13 protein-coding genes are annotated in these 15,360 nt (G+C 33.9%); 11 read left to right on the plus strand and 2 right to left on the minus strand.

The genetic code is table 11. The annotated features are described in order from the left end of the window. Positions 1-33: 33 nt before the first annotated feature. The 11 genes from G7059_RS06450 (at position 34) to G7059_RS06500 (ending at position 12,658) form a co-directional block, all read left to right on the plus strand. Positions 34-438, plus strand: a complete 405-nt coding sequence (locus G7059_RS06450; RefSeq protein ID WP_166081265.1) for a transcription antitermination protein NusB — start codon at positions 34-36, stop codon at positions 436-438. Then, entirely contained in the window at positions 435-1,934 is a 1,500-nt protein-coding gene (gene xseA / locus G7059_RS06455; RefSeq protein WP_166081266.1) for an exodeoxyribonuclease VII large subunit, read from the plus strand. Before G7059_RS06450 ends, xseA begins: the two co-directional genes overlap by 4 nt. Then, positions 1,918-2,136 (plus strand): exodeoxyribonuclease VII small subunit, encoded by a 219-nt coding sequence (gene xseB / locus G7059_RS06460; protein ID WP_166081267.1) that lies wholly within the window; start codon positions 1,918-1,920, stop codon positions 2,134-2,136. The genes xseA and xseB overlap by 17 nt, the downstream gene beginning before the upstream one ends. Continuing rightward, the gene (locus tag G7059_RS06465) at positions 2,111-2,956 is read left to right on the plus strand and encodes a polyprenyl synthetase family protein (RefSeq protein WP_240920456.1); all 846 of its coding nucleotides are present in this window, start codon (positions 2,111-2,113) and stop codon (positions 2,954-2,956) included. The genes xseB and G7059_RS06465 overlap by 26 nt, the downstream gene beginning before the upstream one ends. A 14-nt stretch (positions 2,957-2,970) precedes the next feature. After that, positions 2,971-4,731, plus strand: a complete 1,761-nt coding sequence (locus tag G7059_RS06470) for a 1-deoxy-D-xylulose-5-phosphate synthase N-terminal domain-containing protein (protein WP_166081268.1) — start codon at positions 2,971-2,973, stop codon at positions 4,729-4,731. A 4-nt stretch (positions 4,732-4,735) separates the two neighbouring features. Further along, positions 4,736-6,379: a DNA repair protein RecN gene (recN, locus tag G7059_RS06475; RefSeq protein WP_166081269.1), complete on the plus strand. Its 1,644-nt coding sequence runs from the start codon at positions 4,736-4,738 to the stop codon at positions 6,377-6,379. Beyond that, positions 6,379-7,548: a DNA polymerase IV gene (gene dinB / locus G7059_RS06480; protein WP_166081271.1), complete on the plus strand. Its 1,170-nt coding sequence runs from the start codon at positions 6,379-6,381 to the stop codon at positions 7,546-7,548. The genes recN and dinB overlap by 1 nt, the downstream gene beginning before the upstream one ends. Then, positions 7,538-8,473 carry a tyrosine-type recombinase/integrase gene (locus tag G7059_RS06485; protein ID WP_240920458.1) on the plus strand — a complete coding sequence of 312 codons (936 nt, stop codon included), beginning with the start codon at positions 7,538-7,540 and terminating at the stop codon, positions 8,471-8,473. Before dinB ends, G7059_RS06485 begins: the two co-directional genes overlap by 11 nt. Then, entirely contained in the window at positions 8,466-9,653 is a 1,188-nt protein-coding gene (deoB, locus tag G7059_RS06490; RefSeq protein WP_166081273.1) for a phosphopentomutase, read from the plus strand. The genes G7059_RS06485 and deoB overlap by 8 nt, the downstream gene beginning before the upstream one ends. Before the next feature lie 193 nt (positions 9,654-9,846). After that, positions 9,847-10,764 carry a diacylglycerol kinase family protein gene (locus tag G7059_RS06495; RefSeq protein WP_166081274.1) on the plus strand — a complete coding sequence of 306 codons (918 nt, stop codon included), beginning with the start codon at positions 9,847-9,849 and terminating at the stop codon, positions 10,762-10,764. Further along, complete coding sequence (locus G7059_RS06500) at positions 10,745-12,658, plus strand: LTA synthase family protein (RefSeq protein WP_166081275.1); 1,914 nt, start codon at positions 10,745-10,747, stop codon at positions 12,656-12,658. Before G7059_RS06495 ends, G7059_RS06500 begins: the two co-directional genes overlap by 20 nt. A 38-nt stretch (positions 12,659-12,696) precedes the next feature. On the opposite strand, the gene murJ is transcribed toward G7059_RS06500, so the two are convergent. Together murJ and G7059_RS06510 are read right to left on the minus strand one after the other, a co-directional pair. Further along, a complete protein-coding gene (gene murJ, locus G7059_RS06505; RefSeq protein ID WP_166081276.1) occupies positions 12,697-14,205 on the minus strand; it encodes a murein biosynthesis integral membrane protein MurJ in 1,509 nt (502 codons plus the stop codon). 19 nt (positions 14,206-14,224) lie between these two features. Continuing rightward, positions 14,225-15,358, minus strand: a complete 1,134-nt coding sequence (locus tag G7059_RS06510; protein WP_166081277.1) for a glycosyltransferase — start codon at positions 15,356-15,358, stop codon at positions 14,225-14,227. Positions 15,359-15,360: the final 2 nt, after the last annotated feature.

The raw sequence follows: 15,360 nt of genomic DNA on the forward strand, positions 1-15,360 counted from the left end.
CAGATAACTGCTTCTTTTAGTGTGGAGGATTTTATGTCAAATTCGCGTTTAATACAACGCCAAAATGCGATGATTACAGTATACATTCATCTTATCAGAGATATGGAAATAGCTGAAATTATTGCAGATAACCACTTTGTTACATCAGTCAGTGATTTCAGTCCAAAGATTGAATTGGATGAAGAATTACTAGATGTTGTAAATCGTGTTAGTGATCGTAAAGAAATTTATGAAAGAGCAATGAATCAATATCTTAATAAATGGCGCTTTGATCGTCTGGGATATATAGAACAAGCAATCTTATTGGTAGCTTGTGCAGAATTAGAATTAGGGCATCAAGAAAAGCCAATTATTATTAATGAAGCAGTACGCTTGGCTAAACTTTATGCTGAAGAAGATTCTTATAAACTAATCAATGGAGTGATTGATGCAATATGAGTCGAAAACAAAATGTCTTAACTGTTAGTGAATTTGTGGGTTCTTTGAAACTGTTGATAGATAGCTATCCCAGTTTTAAGAATGTCGCAATTATTGGTGAACTTTCAAATTTTACCGCTCACCACAGTGGACATTTTTATTTTACATTGAAAGATGACAAAAGTAGGATTTCTTGTGTCATGTTTCGAAGTAAAGCAAGTTCTGTTCTATTTAAACCTAAAAACGGTGATAAGGTCATTGTGGTAGGTAGTGCTGAAGTTTTTGAGAGTGCTGGGACTGTGCAGATTTATGCATCACGAATGAACCTTGATGGATTAGGTGATCTCTATGTGCAATTTGAAGCCTTAAAGAAAGATTATCAAGACAAAGGCTACTTTAAACCAGAACATAAGAAAGCATTCCCTGCATATCCTACTTCAATCGGTGTAATTGTTGGTGATAATAGTGCTGCTTATCATGATATTTCACGAACCTTAATGGAGCGATGGCCATTAGCAAAAAGAGTTGATCTTCTAGCTTACGTTCAAGGCGAAAGTGCTGTACCAAGTATTGTTGAGAGACTTCATGAAGCAAATTCAATGAACCTCGATTGTATTATTCTTGGTAGAGGGGGAGGGTCTATAGAAGATTTATGGGCTTTTAACTCACCAGAAGTAATCGAGGCTATATTTTCTTCTAAAATTCCAATCGCAACAGGGATAGGACACGAAAGTGACACCACACTAGCAGATTTCGTATCGGATTACAGAGCAGCTACACCAACCGCTGCTGCAGTACATGTAACACCAAATCAATATGAAATCAGTGAAGTATTAAGAAATTATAAGAACAAGTATTATAGCTTACTTAGAAATAAGATCTTAAATCAGAAGAGTATGTATCAGTCTCTTGTTCAAAACTCAAACCTTAGAAACCCAGAAGAGTATATTGAAAAGAAGTCACAAAAGTTAGATTACTTACAGAATAGGATACTCAATCAATCAAAACAATTTGAGGTAATTCATAAAGAATTACTAAGATATGATTTGCGTTTCAATCAAGCACTTCAAATGAGATATCAAAGTTTAAATCATCGTCTATCTTTAAATCGTAATATACTCGTTAATCAGGTAGACCAGTTAATAAAAACTTCTAGAATACTAGCAAATAATAAACAACAAAAGCTACTTAACGCTGTAGACATGAATCTCCGTTTACAGGAGAATAAAAAGCATCAATTATTCATGTTAAACAGACAGTTTTCAACTGTTTCTCAAAGAGTTGTAAACTTGAAAAAGAAGGAGCTAATGGCTATAATTAAAGCAATAAGTGTGCAAAATCCCGCTCAAAAAATGTTGGAATTATTTGACAAAGGGTATGCACGAATTACTAAAGATTTGGAACCAATTACGTCAATACACTCAATTGATATTGACTCACCAATAAAAATAGAATTAAAAGATGGTTCCGTAGAAGCCAAAGTAATCGGAAAGGATATATATGACAAAAACATTTAATTTTGAAGAATCAATGGCAAGATTAGCTGAAATTGCTGACTTACTAGAAAAAGATACACTTCCTCTTGATGATGCGATCAAGCTTTTTGAAGAGGGTTTGGAGTTATCGAAAAAATGTCAATTAAAGCTTGATGAATATGAAAATAAAGTAAAGGATTTGGTGGTAAAACATCAAAATGATAACAATGATTCTACAAATTGAAGATCGTCTTCGTGACATTGCCGCAAGCAATGGTCAATCAACAGTTTCTGAAGCAATAGAGTACTCATTACTAAGTGGTGGTAAAAGATTACGTCCTAATATGTTATTGGGGTTTCTTAGTGACCTTGGGGGTGATGTTTCTCTAGGGCTTGATGCAGCATGTGCACTTGAGATGATTCATACATATTCATTAGTTCATGATGATTTACCAGCGATGGATGATGATGACTTTCGAAGATTTAAGCCTACCAATCATAAAGTATATGGTGAAGGGATGGCGATTTTAGCTGGTGATGGCTTACTCACCCAATCATTTTCAGTCATCAGTAATAGTAATTTAGATGATGCAAAGAAAATTGCATGTATTCAGGTGTTATCACAATGCGCAGGAACTCATGGGATGATCTTAGGACAAGAAATCGATACAGCTGATAATATCCGATCAATTGATGATCTAATTCAGTGTTATGAGCTTAAAACAGGGAAGCTCTTCGCAGCTGCATTAGAGATGGCTGTAATCATTGCAGGCAAAGACCACCAACGTGATATTGCTCATAAGATTGGACTTGATTTAGGAATTGCTTTCCAATATCAAGACGATTTATTAGAAGCAAAAGAAGACTTTGAAACGATAGGTAAAAGTAATAAGAGTGACTTGGATCGCAACAAACATACCGTAGTTTCCTTGCTTGGTCTAAAAGAAGCGGAAATAGAAACTGAACGTATTTATCAAAGTATACGTCAACAAGTTCAAAACTTTGAACTCCAATCAAACAAATTATTAAATCTTATTGAAAGCATTACAGGTCGTCGTATTTAGGAGGTCATTTATTTATGGCTTTAAAAGAATATCATAATATCAAAGATTTACCGATCAATGAATTAAAAGAATACAGTGATGACATCGCTAATTTTCTTGCTCAAGAAACACGTTTTGATATTGATACAATCGTTAAGAATATCAATGTTCTTGAGACAACATTAGCTTTGCACTATGTTTTTGACTTGTCTTATGATCGTGTTCTATTTGATGGTGGTAATCAAGTATTGGTTCATAAGATACTGACAGGTCGAATTGACGAGCTCTTACTACGTACAAATGCTCCTGTAAACTTATCAAATGATAATCCATATGATGCCTATACAGGTGGTGGAATAGGTGAGTCCTTAGGAGCAGCTCTTTCTTATACAGATAAAAGAAACGGCCGAACCATTGTGGTTATCGATGATCATGCATTAAACTACGGAGTAACGTATGAAGGTTTAGTTGATATCAGTAGACATAATCCTGATCTAACAATTATTCTAATTGATGAACAACAATCCTTACTTCGTCACCATACATCTTTAGACGTCTTGGTAAAGAGCATTCGAATTAGTAAAACCTATTCTACTCTTAAAAAAGATGTTCGTAATATATTGGATTCAAATCCAATTTCCCGACCTATTTATAAATCACTCGTTCGTATGCGTAATGCAGTTAAAGAATCCGTTCTTGAACCAACTATTTTTACGCAATTTGGCATTGATTACCAAGGACCCATTGATGGTCAAAGTTTACCAGATTTAATTCGAGTTTTAGAACTTTCTAAGACCCTAAAAGGACCACATGTTATTCATGTACAAACACGACTACGTTCCAATGCACGTAGAAATTTAGACTTTCCTAAGTTTAAAACTGACGATGCAACACCAAAGAACTATACAAGTTATCATGAAGTATTTGATCGTGTATTAACTGGTATGCGAGATCCTAAACTTCTGGTGCTAGTTGATGCCATTAGTTTTGGAGACTATTTCAAAGAGTTTGAATCCAACTATCCCAACAATTACATCGTATCTACAGGAGCTACAGGATCGCTTATTGCAGCAGCTTCTAGTTACATTAAACAAGGATATCGTGTTGTATTGGCACTTTCCTCAACTCGAATTCTGGATGCAATTAGTGCACTTGAACATCAGTTTGTACTTAATGACTTACCGTTAACATTATTAGTGAGACATGCAGGTTTATCGAGTCATTCCAATCGATTTGACCATGGTATTTTTGATATTAAAGCATTAAACGCTATCTCTAACATCTATAATCCTTCAAATCTTTCGGATGCTGAAAAGACGCTTCAAAGGGTATTATCTGAAGAAGGAATCAAAGTGGTTCGATATCAAAATAACTCGGAAATGTATAAACCAAGTACCTCGTATCGAGGAGAATCATGGTCAGTTATTCAAGAATTCTCAAATACTTCAAAAGCAATCATAATAACAACAGGTGCTTCAACCGAGGTATTCTTATCACGTATTAAATCTAACGATCTCGATGTCGGACTGATTCATGCTCGATTAATGAATGATATCGATCATGAAGTCTTAAACAGTGTCATTGAGTCAGGCTGCCCAATATTCATTTATAACATTGAATCTGATACAGATACAATGACTCCAATGATTATTAAATATCTCTACACCAAGCAAAAATATGTACCAATCCAATCATTTAATTTGGAAGGGATTTCTTACGAAGATGGATCACGTATCTTGAAACGTAAGAATGAACTACAAGTGGATGATGTATTCAATAAAATATTAGAAGGGTGAACGTATGTTTCAACATCTTGCAATAAAAAACTACATTTTAATCCAAGATATCCAGGTTGATTTAACCGAAGGTTTTAACGTGTTTACGGGTGAAACAGGATCTGGTAAGTCTATGCTTGTCGATGCCATGAATTTCATCACAGGACAGCGTAGTAGCGCTTCTGTAGTAGGGAACAATGGTACCAGTGCTCGTGTTGAAGCTGTTCTTAGTTTACCCGCAAATCATCCAATCTATACTAAACTGAATGACCTTGGATTGAATGAAGAAGACGAATCTACAATTATCCTTACGCGAGAAATGACACAAGATGGTAGAAACACCTTTAGAATTAATAACCGACTTGTAAGTCTCTCAATAGCAAGGGAATGTTTGGAAGATGTAATTGATATCCATTCACAGCATGAAACTCAATACTTACTTAATGCAAAAAATCATCTCAATTTATTAGATGAATTTGCGAACACTTCTGAATTAGTCTCAAATTTAAATGAAAAATTTGAAATCTATACAAAGGCAAAAGAAAGATATAGTCAATTTAAAGTTAGTGACATTAGTCCTAATGAGATTAAACTGATTCAAAAAGAATTGGATGAGTTAGAAGCGTTTAAGCCTTCTGTTGAAGATTATGAAATTCTTGTAGAACAGCTAAATTCGATGGAAAACTTCGAAAAGTATCAAGAAATCTACTCAACGCTCTTAGATCTTTTTAACGATGATCAATCAGGCCTTGGCACATGGTACGCAGGCATTGATGTGTTTGAACAACTTGATGATGACGTGCTATTAGCGCAATACAAAGATGCATATTATTCTCTTGAAGATATCCAGGAAACTTTAGTTAAAAAGAAAGCGGAACTGAATTTTGATCCTTTTGAATTTGATCGACTCCAAGAACGACTCTTTCAATATCAACAGTACATTAGACGTTATTCATCAGTAGATGGAATTAACGATCATATGATTCAAATAGAAACTACGATTAAACAAGCTCAATCCTATGATGATACACTCATTGACTTTGAAAATGAAATGAATGCAGCTTATCAACTTGCATTTGAACTTGCACAAAGCTTAAGCACACATAGAAAAGAAGCAGCCTCACGTCTTGAAGAAGCAATTACATTGCATCTTGATGACTTGTTGCTTGAAAATGCAAGGTTTAAAGTAGTATTTAAAGAACAAGACCTACATAAATCTGGAATTGATGCAGTAGTATTTTATGTAGCAATGAATAAAGGTTCAGATTTCTCACCACTTGATAAGGTGGCTAGTGGGGGAGAATTGTCCCGTTTAATGTTGGGACTTAAAGTTATTTTCAATCAATTACAAGGTATTAGTACTGTTGTATTTGATGAAATTGACACAGGTGTTAGTGGTCGTGTTGGGATTCAAATAGGTGCAAAAATGAAGCAGCTAGCTGAAACGACCCAAGTCCTTACAATTACACATTTAAGCTCCGTTGCGGCTTGTGCGACGAGTCATTTCTCTATTACCAAAGCCGATGATGCAGAACAAACGGTTACATCAATTGAACAGGTTACAAATGATCGTCGTGTTGAAGAGTTAGCCTTAATAATGAGTGGTTCTACAAGTGACCATAGTTTAGCTGCTGCGAAAGAACTTCTAAAGGAAGGGCAGGCGATTTAATGGCAGTTGTTTTTCATATTGATATAAATGCTTTTTTTGCGAGTGCCCATGTTATTACTAATCCAAATCTTGAAGGTAAACCACTCGTAGTATGTTCAAATCATCGTGGTTCAGTTGTTACAACAGCATCGTACGAAGCTCGTAAATTCGGGATTCATTCAGCGATGCCTTTAGCACATGCTAAAAGACTCTGTAATGACTTAGAAGTAGTCGATATTGATTTTGAATTGTATCACGATTTATCCGATAGATTTATTAAAATAATTCAATCCTATTCATCTCATTTAGAACAAGCAAGTATTGATGAATGTTATGTTGATGTCACAAATGTAATTAAGCAATACGATAAGCCCTTAGATCTTGCGGTTGCTATTCAGAAGCAAGTATTCGAAGAGTTACGATTACCAATTTCAATAGGTGTAGCTCCAAATAAATTCTTAGCTAAGATGGCAAGTGACATGAAAAAACCTAATGGAATCACTGTATTACGAATTCGTGAAGTTGATAAGTTCTTATGGCCCTTACCGATTGAAGATATGTTTGGAATCGGTAAGAAAACCGTTCCTCGACTCAAAGAAATAGGTATTCATACAATCCATGATTTAGCAAATGCAAATGAAGATAATGTCAGACCAATCCTTGGAATAAACACACGTAATTACATTGATAGAGCTAATGGACTTGATATGAGTCAAATTGTACCTTTTTCGAAAGCAAAATCGGTCGGTCAATCAAAGACTTTTACCAATGCAATGACAGACTTAGATGAGATTAGACACTCTATTTTAGTTGAAATTGAAGAGATGGTACGACGTCTTCATAAAAGTGACTTAGTAGGGAAGACAATTACTTTCAGCTTGAGAATGGAAGATTTTAAAACAGCTGCAAGGTCTACAACTCTTGAACACTATACCGATGACTTAAATCTAATTTACGAGAAAGTGATAGGTCTCTATGATGAGTTTGAAGGCTATGATGCTATCAATTTCATATCTGTATCCATATCAAACTTAATCTCTAAATCTGATCATCTACAACAGCTCGATTTGTTTAGTGATTTAGAAAATCCTACCATTCAAGATATCGTTGGTAGACTCAATAAAGAGCTAAAGAGTGATTTATTTATTACTACAGATACATTATTGGAGAAAATATCTGATGGAAAATAAACAGTCAATGAAACAGTATCTTAGTTCCTTTGAACACTTTATCAGTTATATTGATCCACGATCTAATTTAACGATAAAGTCATACTCCAATGATTTGAAACACTATCTAGAGTATTTGGATACACATGATATTAAATCATTAGAAGATATTAGTTACCATACAATCAATGAATACATTGCTACACTCAACAAAACCTATGAGTTTGCATCAATACAACATAAGATTGTAAGCATTCGCCAGTTTCATAAATTTTTAGTGAATACTGGAAGATCAAATTATGATCCGACACAGTATCTTAGTCTAAAAAGAAAGGGGAGTCGTCTTCCTCTTATCGCAAGTGATGCTTCGATTATTAAGTTACTATCATTTTCTAGAGAAACATCCAAAGACATTTTTGATTATGCAATCTTAATGGTTCTAGTTCGATGTGGATTACGAGTTAGTGAATGTACTAATTTAGTATTTAATCAAATTTATGCTGATGAAAAATGGCTAAGAATTGTGGGTAAGGGAAATAAGGAACGGATGGTTCCGATTAGCGATGATGCTTTAGATGCATTAAATGAATATCTGACTTTAGTAAGACCTACATGGCTTGTAAAAGACAGTGATTTTGTCTTTATTAATGCTAAAGGCAAACAAGTTACACGACAATACATCAATAATATGATAAAATTACGGAGTAAAGAACTCGATATTCGTGAAAACTTAACACCACATAGTTTAAGACACTACTTTGCGTCAGGTATTCTTGATGCAGGAGTTGATTTAAGGGTTATACAAGAGCTTCTTGGTCATCAAGACATCTCTACAACTCAAATCTATACACATGTGCAAAATAAGGCTTTAAAACGTGATTATGATAAGTTTTTAAAGGCTGATTTTATGAATAACGATGATAAAGGAGAACACAGGGATGAGTAAGTATAATAGAATTATTACAATAGTTATGGATTCAGTAGGCGCTGGTGCAGCTCATGATGCTGAAAAATTTGGAGATTTAGGTTCTGATACATTAGGACATATTGCAGAACGCATGAATGGTCTAAATATGCCAAATATGAAGTCATTAGGGCTTGGAAACCTACATAAAATATTAGGTGTTGATCCAGTTGAAGCACCTAAAGCATACTATACAAAAATGATTGAAGCTTCAAATGGTAAAGATACAATGACAGGTCACTGGGAAATGATGGGATTAAACATTCAAAAACCATTTATTACATTTACAGAGACAGGATTTCCTAAAGAATTGTTAGATGAACTTTCAGAACGTACAGGATACGGTATTATTGGGAATAAATCAGCAAGTGGTACTGAGATTTTAGATGAGCTTGGTGAAGAACACATGGCAACTAAAGATATGATTGTGTATACTTCAGCTGATTCTGTATTACAAATTGCTGCTCACGAAGAGGTATTTGGCCTCGATGAACTTTACAGAGTTTGTGAGATAGCTCGTGAATTAACAATGAAAGATGAATGGAAAGTAGGTCGTGTTATTGCAAGACCATTTATCGGTACAGGTAAAGGAAAATTCCAACGTACTGCTAACCGTCATGACTATGCATTGAAACCATTTGGAAAAACAGCATTAGACTCATTAAAAGAGGGCGGTTATGACGTTATTAGTGTTGGTAAGATTGTCGATATCTTTGATAACGAAGGAATTACAGATGCTTATAGAACAAAGAGCAATCACCATGGTATGGAAGAAACAATTAGAATTGTTCGTGACATGGATTTTAATGGATTACTATTTGTTAACTTAGTTGATTTTGATGCATTATATGGCCATAGAAGAAATCCAATTGGCTATGGTGAAGCATTAGAAGAGTTTGATGGTCAATTAGGTGAACTCTTACCACTTATTAAAGAAGATGATTTACTAATTATTACAGCGGATCATGGTAATGACCCAGTGCATGCTGGTACTGATCATACACGTGAAGAAGTTCCTGTATTGTATTACTCACCAAGCCTTAAAGGTATGAAGGAATTAGAAAAAAATAAAACCTTCGCAGATATTGGAGCTACAATTACTGATAACTTTGAAGTTGAACCTACATCAAACGGTAAGTCAGTTCTTAAGGATTTAATCTAAATTGTTAAATACAGACATATTCAAAAGGGTATGTCTGTATTAATTTAAAGTTAGATACATATTTATAGCCATCTATAATTTACATAATATACATTATGCGAAGTAAAGGATAAATCGTATTGTATTAGGTATTAATGCATGGATATAGTATATCTAAGTAATATTGAATGAATGATAAGAATTGGGTGTTTTAATGCAAATAAATGTAATCATAATTAGCAATCCTCTAGCTGGTAAAGAAAAACAAGAAATTTCTTACAGCTCATACTCTAATATTAATGTTGTCAAAGAGATTGATATTACTACTGACAACGGTGACATTATGTCAATACTTGAAGAATCTGTTTATGACCTAATCTTCATATGTGGTGGCGATGGTACTGTTAGCAGTGTTTTATCTATGCTTTCTCAATATGATATTCAAAAACCTGTTGCGATCATACCACTTGGTACTGCAAATGATATTGCAAAAAGTATTTATACTACTATTGATATTGATTCAATCATTAATTCAATATCACTTGATTCACTCTTTGAATTTGATTTAGGAAAAATCAATAATCACATATTTTCATATGCCTTCTCATTTGGTTACTTAACAGATGTACAGTACGAAACTAATCAAAGGATTAAGAATAGACTTGGTTTCTTTGCGTATTTATTGAATGCTTTGCCTAAACTTCCTAAAATTAAGTCCTACAAATTGAAAATTAAAACTGATAATACTGTTATTCGTGGTTCTTATAGTTTTTGTTCAATATTAAATACCAAATCATTGGCTAACATGATCAATTTTGAAGACGAATATGTATCATTAGATGATGGCAAATTTGAGTTATTATTGGTAAAAACACCGATGTCCCCTTCCAAATATTTCTCTTCTCTATATAAGCTTAGAAATAATATCTTTGATACCAGTAATGTAATACTTATTTCTACAAAAAGCTTAACAATTGAGTCTAGTCAGCAAATTGACTATGGTATTGATGGCGAATATGGCGGAAAAAGCAATAATTTTGAGTTTAATGTCATGAATTCAGCAATTAGAGTTGCTGGTCCACTATCAATACTGATGAAAGGAGTTGAATTTTATGGAAAAAAGTGTAAATAATAAAAAACAAACGATAAAATACATCATCGGTCACTTTTTTCGTTATACTTCAGTCGTTTTAATTGGTTTATTGATTAGTGGTTTTAGTCTTTTCTTACTAAATATGAGCACGGCAGAGTTTAATTTTCCTTTAGTAGAGCAAATGTATGAAAGATCTACGCCTGCTCACTTATTTTCTGTGATATTAATCTTTATCTCATATGTGCTTATTACAATCATAACCAATAACATCCTCTATACAAGTGTTGGTTATCTCATTGTAACAGTTGTTCTTGCTGTTGCTAACACCATTAAAATTTCGATACTTAATGAACCCATTTACCCTTCAGATGCTGTTTTTATTAAAAACATAAACCTCCTTTTTAAAATGGTGAGCGGTAATAATTTGAAGGCTATTATCATAGGCATCTCTGTTATTTCAGTAACAATAATAATAACATGGTTTATTAATCGGAAGTTCCCTGTGTTCTATGTTTTCAGAAGAAAGAGACTACGAACTGTTAGTCTTGTTGTATCTACGATTCTTATTGGTTTTTGGGGATATTTTGTTTCCTCATATAACAGACCCGATTCTATGCTTAACAAACTCACGATTGCATACGACCTTTATCCTGATTTAGAGACAGTTCATCAAATACGAAACTATTTCGGATATGGGTTCTATAATGGGCTTATTGTTAACGCTCCAGGTCAAAATATTACAAAACCTATCGGTTACTCTTCAGATGCTGTTCACGTAATACTTGATAAGTATCAAGATAAAGCAGATACTATAAATTTAGAGAGAATTAGAGATGATTTCGAAGACATTAATGTATTTACAATATTGAGCGAGTCGTTAAGCGATCCTTCATTATTAAATGGATTAGATATTGACTCCCCTTTCACATATATAACTGATAAAACCGATAAAGTAGCGAGTGGCTATGTACTTACCCCTGTTTATGGTGGTGGAACACCAAATACTGAGTACGAACTACTAACAAGTATGAGTATCGGTTCGCTAAATTCAAGTGTTGCAACAGCTTTTCAATCGTTTGTAGCTGGTAAACATCATTTGCCTTCATTATTTAGAATTGGTGAGAATGAGCGTGAAGCGCTTGCCTTACATTCTTATGGATCCCACTTATATAAGCGTAAACAAGTCTATTCAGCATTGGGAGTGGATACCCAGATTTTCTCTAATGATATGAATCATACAGAACCGATTACACCACAAGGTGAGCTCATTTCTGACGAATCTACATATCAAGAAGTACTGGATATATACTCAGAAACTGACGAAGCAATGACACTACATATAGTTACCATGCAAAATCATCAAAGTTATTATGATATTTATCCAGAATACCACTTTATTCCTAACAGTACATCAATCACAAATCAAGAAACACTTGATAGCATTAAGATTTATACAGAAGGTTTATACTACACAGATTTAGCTACACAAGACTTTGTAGATAGCTTAAATCAAATTGATAAGCCGTATATCCTATTCCTTTATGGTGATCATCTAAGCGGCCTGTATAACGAAATACTAAGTGAAAACGATCATATTATGAAGTATACAACAAATTACTTCATCGTATCGAATATACCTGGAGTTGAAACAAGTCTTATTAATGATGAATACATTTCGCTCTCCAATGTCCAAAACATACTAATGGACCTAGCGAGTGTGAAAATATCAGCATACCAAGCATTGGTTATGGAAGTTAATAATGTATTTGCAAGTGTTCACCGAACTGGATACTACTTACACGGTGATCCTATTCCGTATACATTTGAGGAGTTATCTCCAGATCATCAAGCGTTGATACATGAATACGATTTAATTCAATATGATCTCATTGATGGTAACAACTATTCCGTACCGTATCTATATTATGAATAAAGGGACTTCATTAAGAAGTCCCTTTATGAATTTATAAATTAACCTCTACTTCTCTTGAAGTTAGCGATTAATTCAGTAACAACATTTACTTTAAGAATGTAAATTGATACGAAGTATACTACAACTGCTGCCATAATTGCCCCTAGAAGGCTCACTGTAGCTGAAACAACGGTTGATGCACCCGTGTATATTGCAAGAACTGCAACCCCCATGATGAGTGCAGAAATGACGATTTTAGATATCTCTTTGCTTAGAGCACGAACATCTAAGTTATTGAACAATTTAATTGATGCAATGAATATTGCAATGACTCCAACTGTAGCTGAGATGGCCATAGAAAGCGTAATACCTTGTAGACCGATAAGTCTACTTAGTACTTGTCCTAGAATAATTTGTAGTGTAATGTTACCAACTGAAATAATCATTGGTGTACGTGTGTTTTGGAATGAATAGAATACTTTAGCAATTAAACCATAAAGAGAATAGCTAACAAGTCCGAGGCTGTATGTACGGAATACATTCGTAAGAACAGCAGCTTCATCAGCTCCAAACTCCCCTCTCATGTAAACAAACTCTACAATTGGTTGAGCCAAGAGTGTCATACCAACCATACATGGAACAATAAAGAGTAGAAGCGATGACATAGCATTTTGGTACTCATGGCTTGCCTTTTCATGATCATTATTTGCCACAGCACTTGCGAGTGTTGGATACATAACGGATACGATAGCCAAACCGAATACTCCTTCAATGAGACCACCAATCTTTGTAGCATAACCAATATGTGAGATACCACCCTCAATACCAGAAGCAAGAGCCTGGTTAACAAGACCACCAATACTAGAAGTTGCAGATCCAATAATTAGTGGAACTGCTAGAAGAAGCATTGTTTGAAGATGTTTATCTTTAAAATTAATATAGAATTTAAGTTTGAATCCTTTTCTATAAGCAAACCATAAAATAAGAATAGCTTGCGTTGCATATGCAAGTAGAATTCCATAAGGAAGAATATTTGCACCAACAGATTTTGAAATCACAATAAAGGATATCAAAATTAAATTCATTGGAAAAGCAAGTAATAAAGGAACAATAAATGCTTGACGAATTTGTAAGAAACCAGTCATGATTTGAATAATACATGTAAATATTAGTGTGAAAATCGCCACTTTTACAAATGGTAATAAGTATACTAGCGCTGCTTCTGAAGCATGAGGTACAAGCATTGCCAAGAATTGCTCAGTAAAGATGAATACTAAAACACTGACAACGATTGCAATTAATAACATTACGTTTTGAACGTTATTCGCAAACTTTATGGACTCTTCTTTACCGTCTTCTTTTTCTATACGTGTAAACATTGGAATAAATCCAGTTACGAATGCAGCAACAATTACTGAAAACAGTGTTCCTGGTAAGTTATAAGCATAAATAAATCCGTCAGTAATTACCCCAGCACCATAAGTATTTGATAGTACTATCTCTCTAACAAATCCAAACAGTTTAGAAAAAACTGATAAAAGCATCATAATAATTGTAATACGTTTCATAGATCCTCCAATCGAAGAGTTATGCTAGTAAATCTTTCCATAACTCCGAAACCTTATCTTGACTGTATATATCTGCCTTATTTAAGGCGTTTAAACTCATTGATTTAAGTAATTCAGGATTCTCCAGTAACTCATCAAGTTTATGAGCAAATTGAGTAATATCATTGTCAGCTACTAAGTAACCATCGATTCCATCACTAATGATTGCCTCCGGTCCTACTCTTACATCAAATGCAATTGTAGGGGTGCCTTGACTCATTGATTCTAAAAGAACCATTGGAAATCCTTCGGATATGGATGTCATAACATAAACAAGAGATTGTGACATTTCATCCAATGTATTATTATGAGCTAAAAATCCTGTAAAGACAACACTATTTTGAATATTTAGTTCTTTTACTAATACTTCAAAATCTTTTCTTGACTCCCCTTCACCTATTATCTTAAGTGTATAGTTGGGATTCAACTTAATAAACTCTGACCAAACATTAAGTAATCGGTCATATCCTTTATCAGGATGGAGTCTTCCAACTGTTACAATCTGATTAATTTTCGGAAGATTTCTCGCATAAGTATCTTTATCTAAAAAGTTAGGTACACAGTGACATTTCGTATGGTGATTAGTACTTCTCATATATCCTTCAACTTCATCTTTTAGTCGAGGCGTTAATAAGAGAAAGTCATCAATATTTGTGTATCCATGTTGGAAATCATGAATCAGTTTTTCATCAAACCGGTGATCATGATGGAGTTGAGCAATTTTATTAACATGTGTATTACCATATTTTGAAAGTAAAACAGAATGTTCATTTCTCGTGGAAATAATGACTCCATCTTGAATTGTTTTGAATTCTTTAATGAGTGACTGCTTCTTTTGGTAAAGAACTTTAATTGCATAAAAGCCATTTTTTACTATTTTAATAGGATTCTTGCTTCTAATAGCTGCCTTAAACTCTTCACGATTCGGTTTCAAATCAGTAAGATATTTAATCCTTACTTTATTATCTATCGGATAAACTGGCTCACCTAATTGATACGTACATAATATAGTGACATCATGTCCCATTTCAATAAACATATTAGCGAGTGAAGATATAACCTTTTCCACACCTCCATGATGTAGGTGCAAGGCAGTAATATATATATGTTTCATAC

This window comes from Erysipelothrix sp. HDW6A (assembly GCF_011400295.1).
GTDB lineage: Bacteria > Bacillota_I > Bacilli_A > Erysipelotrichales > Erysipelotrichaceae > Erysipelothrix.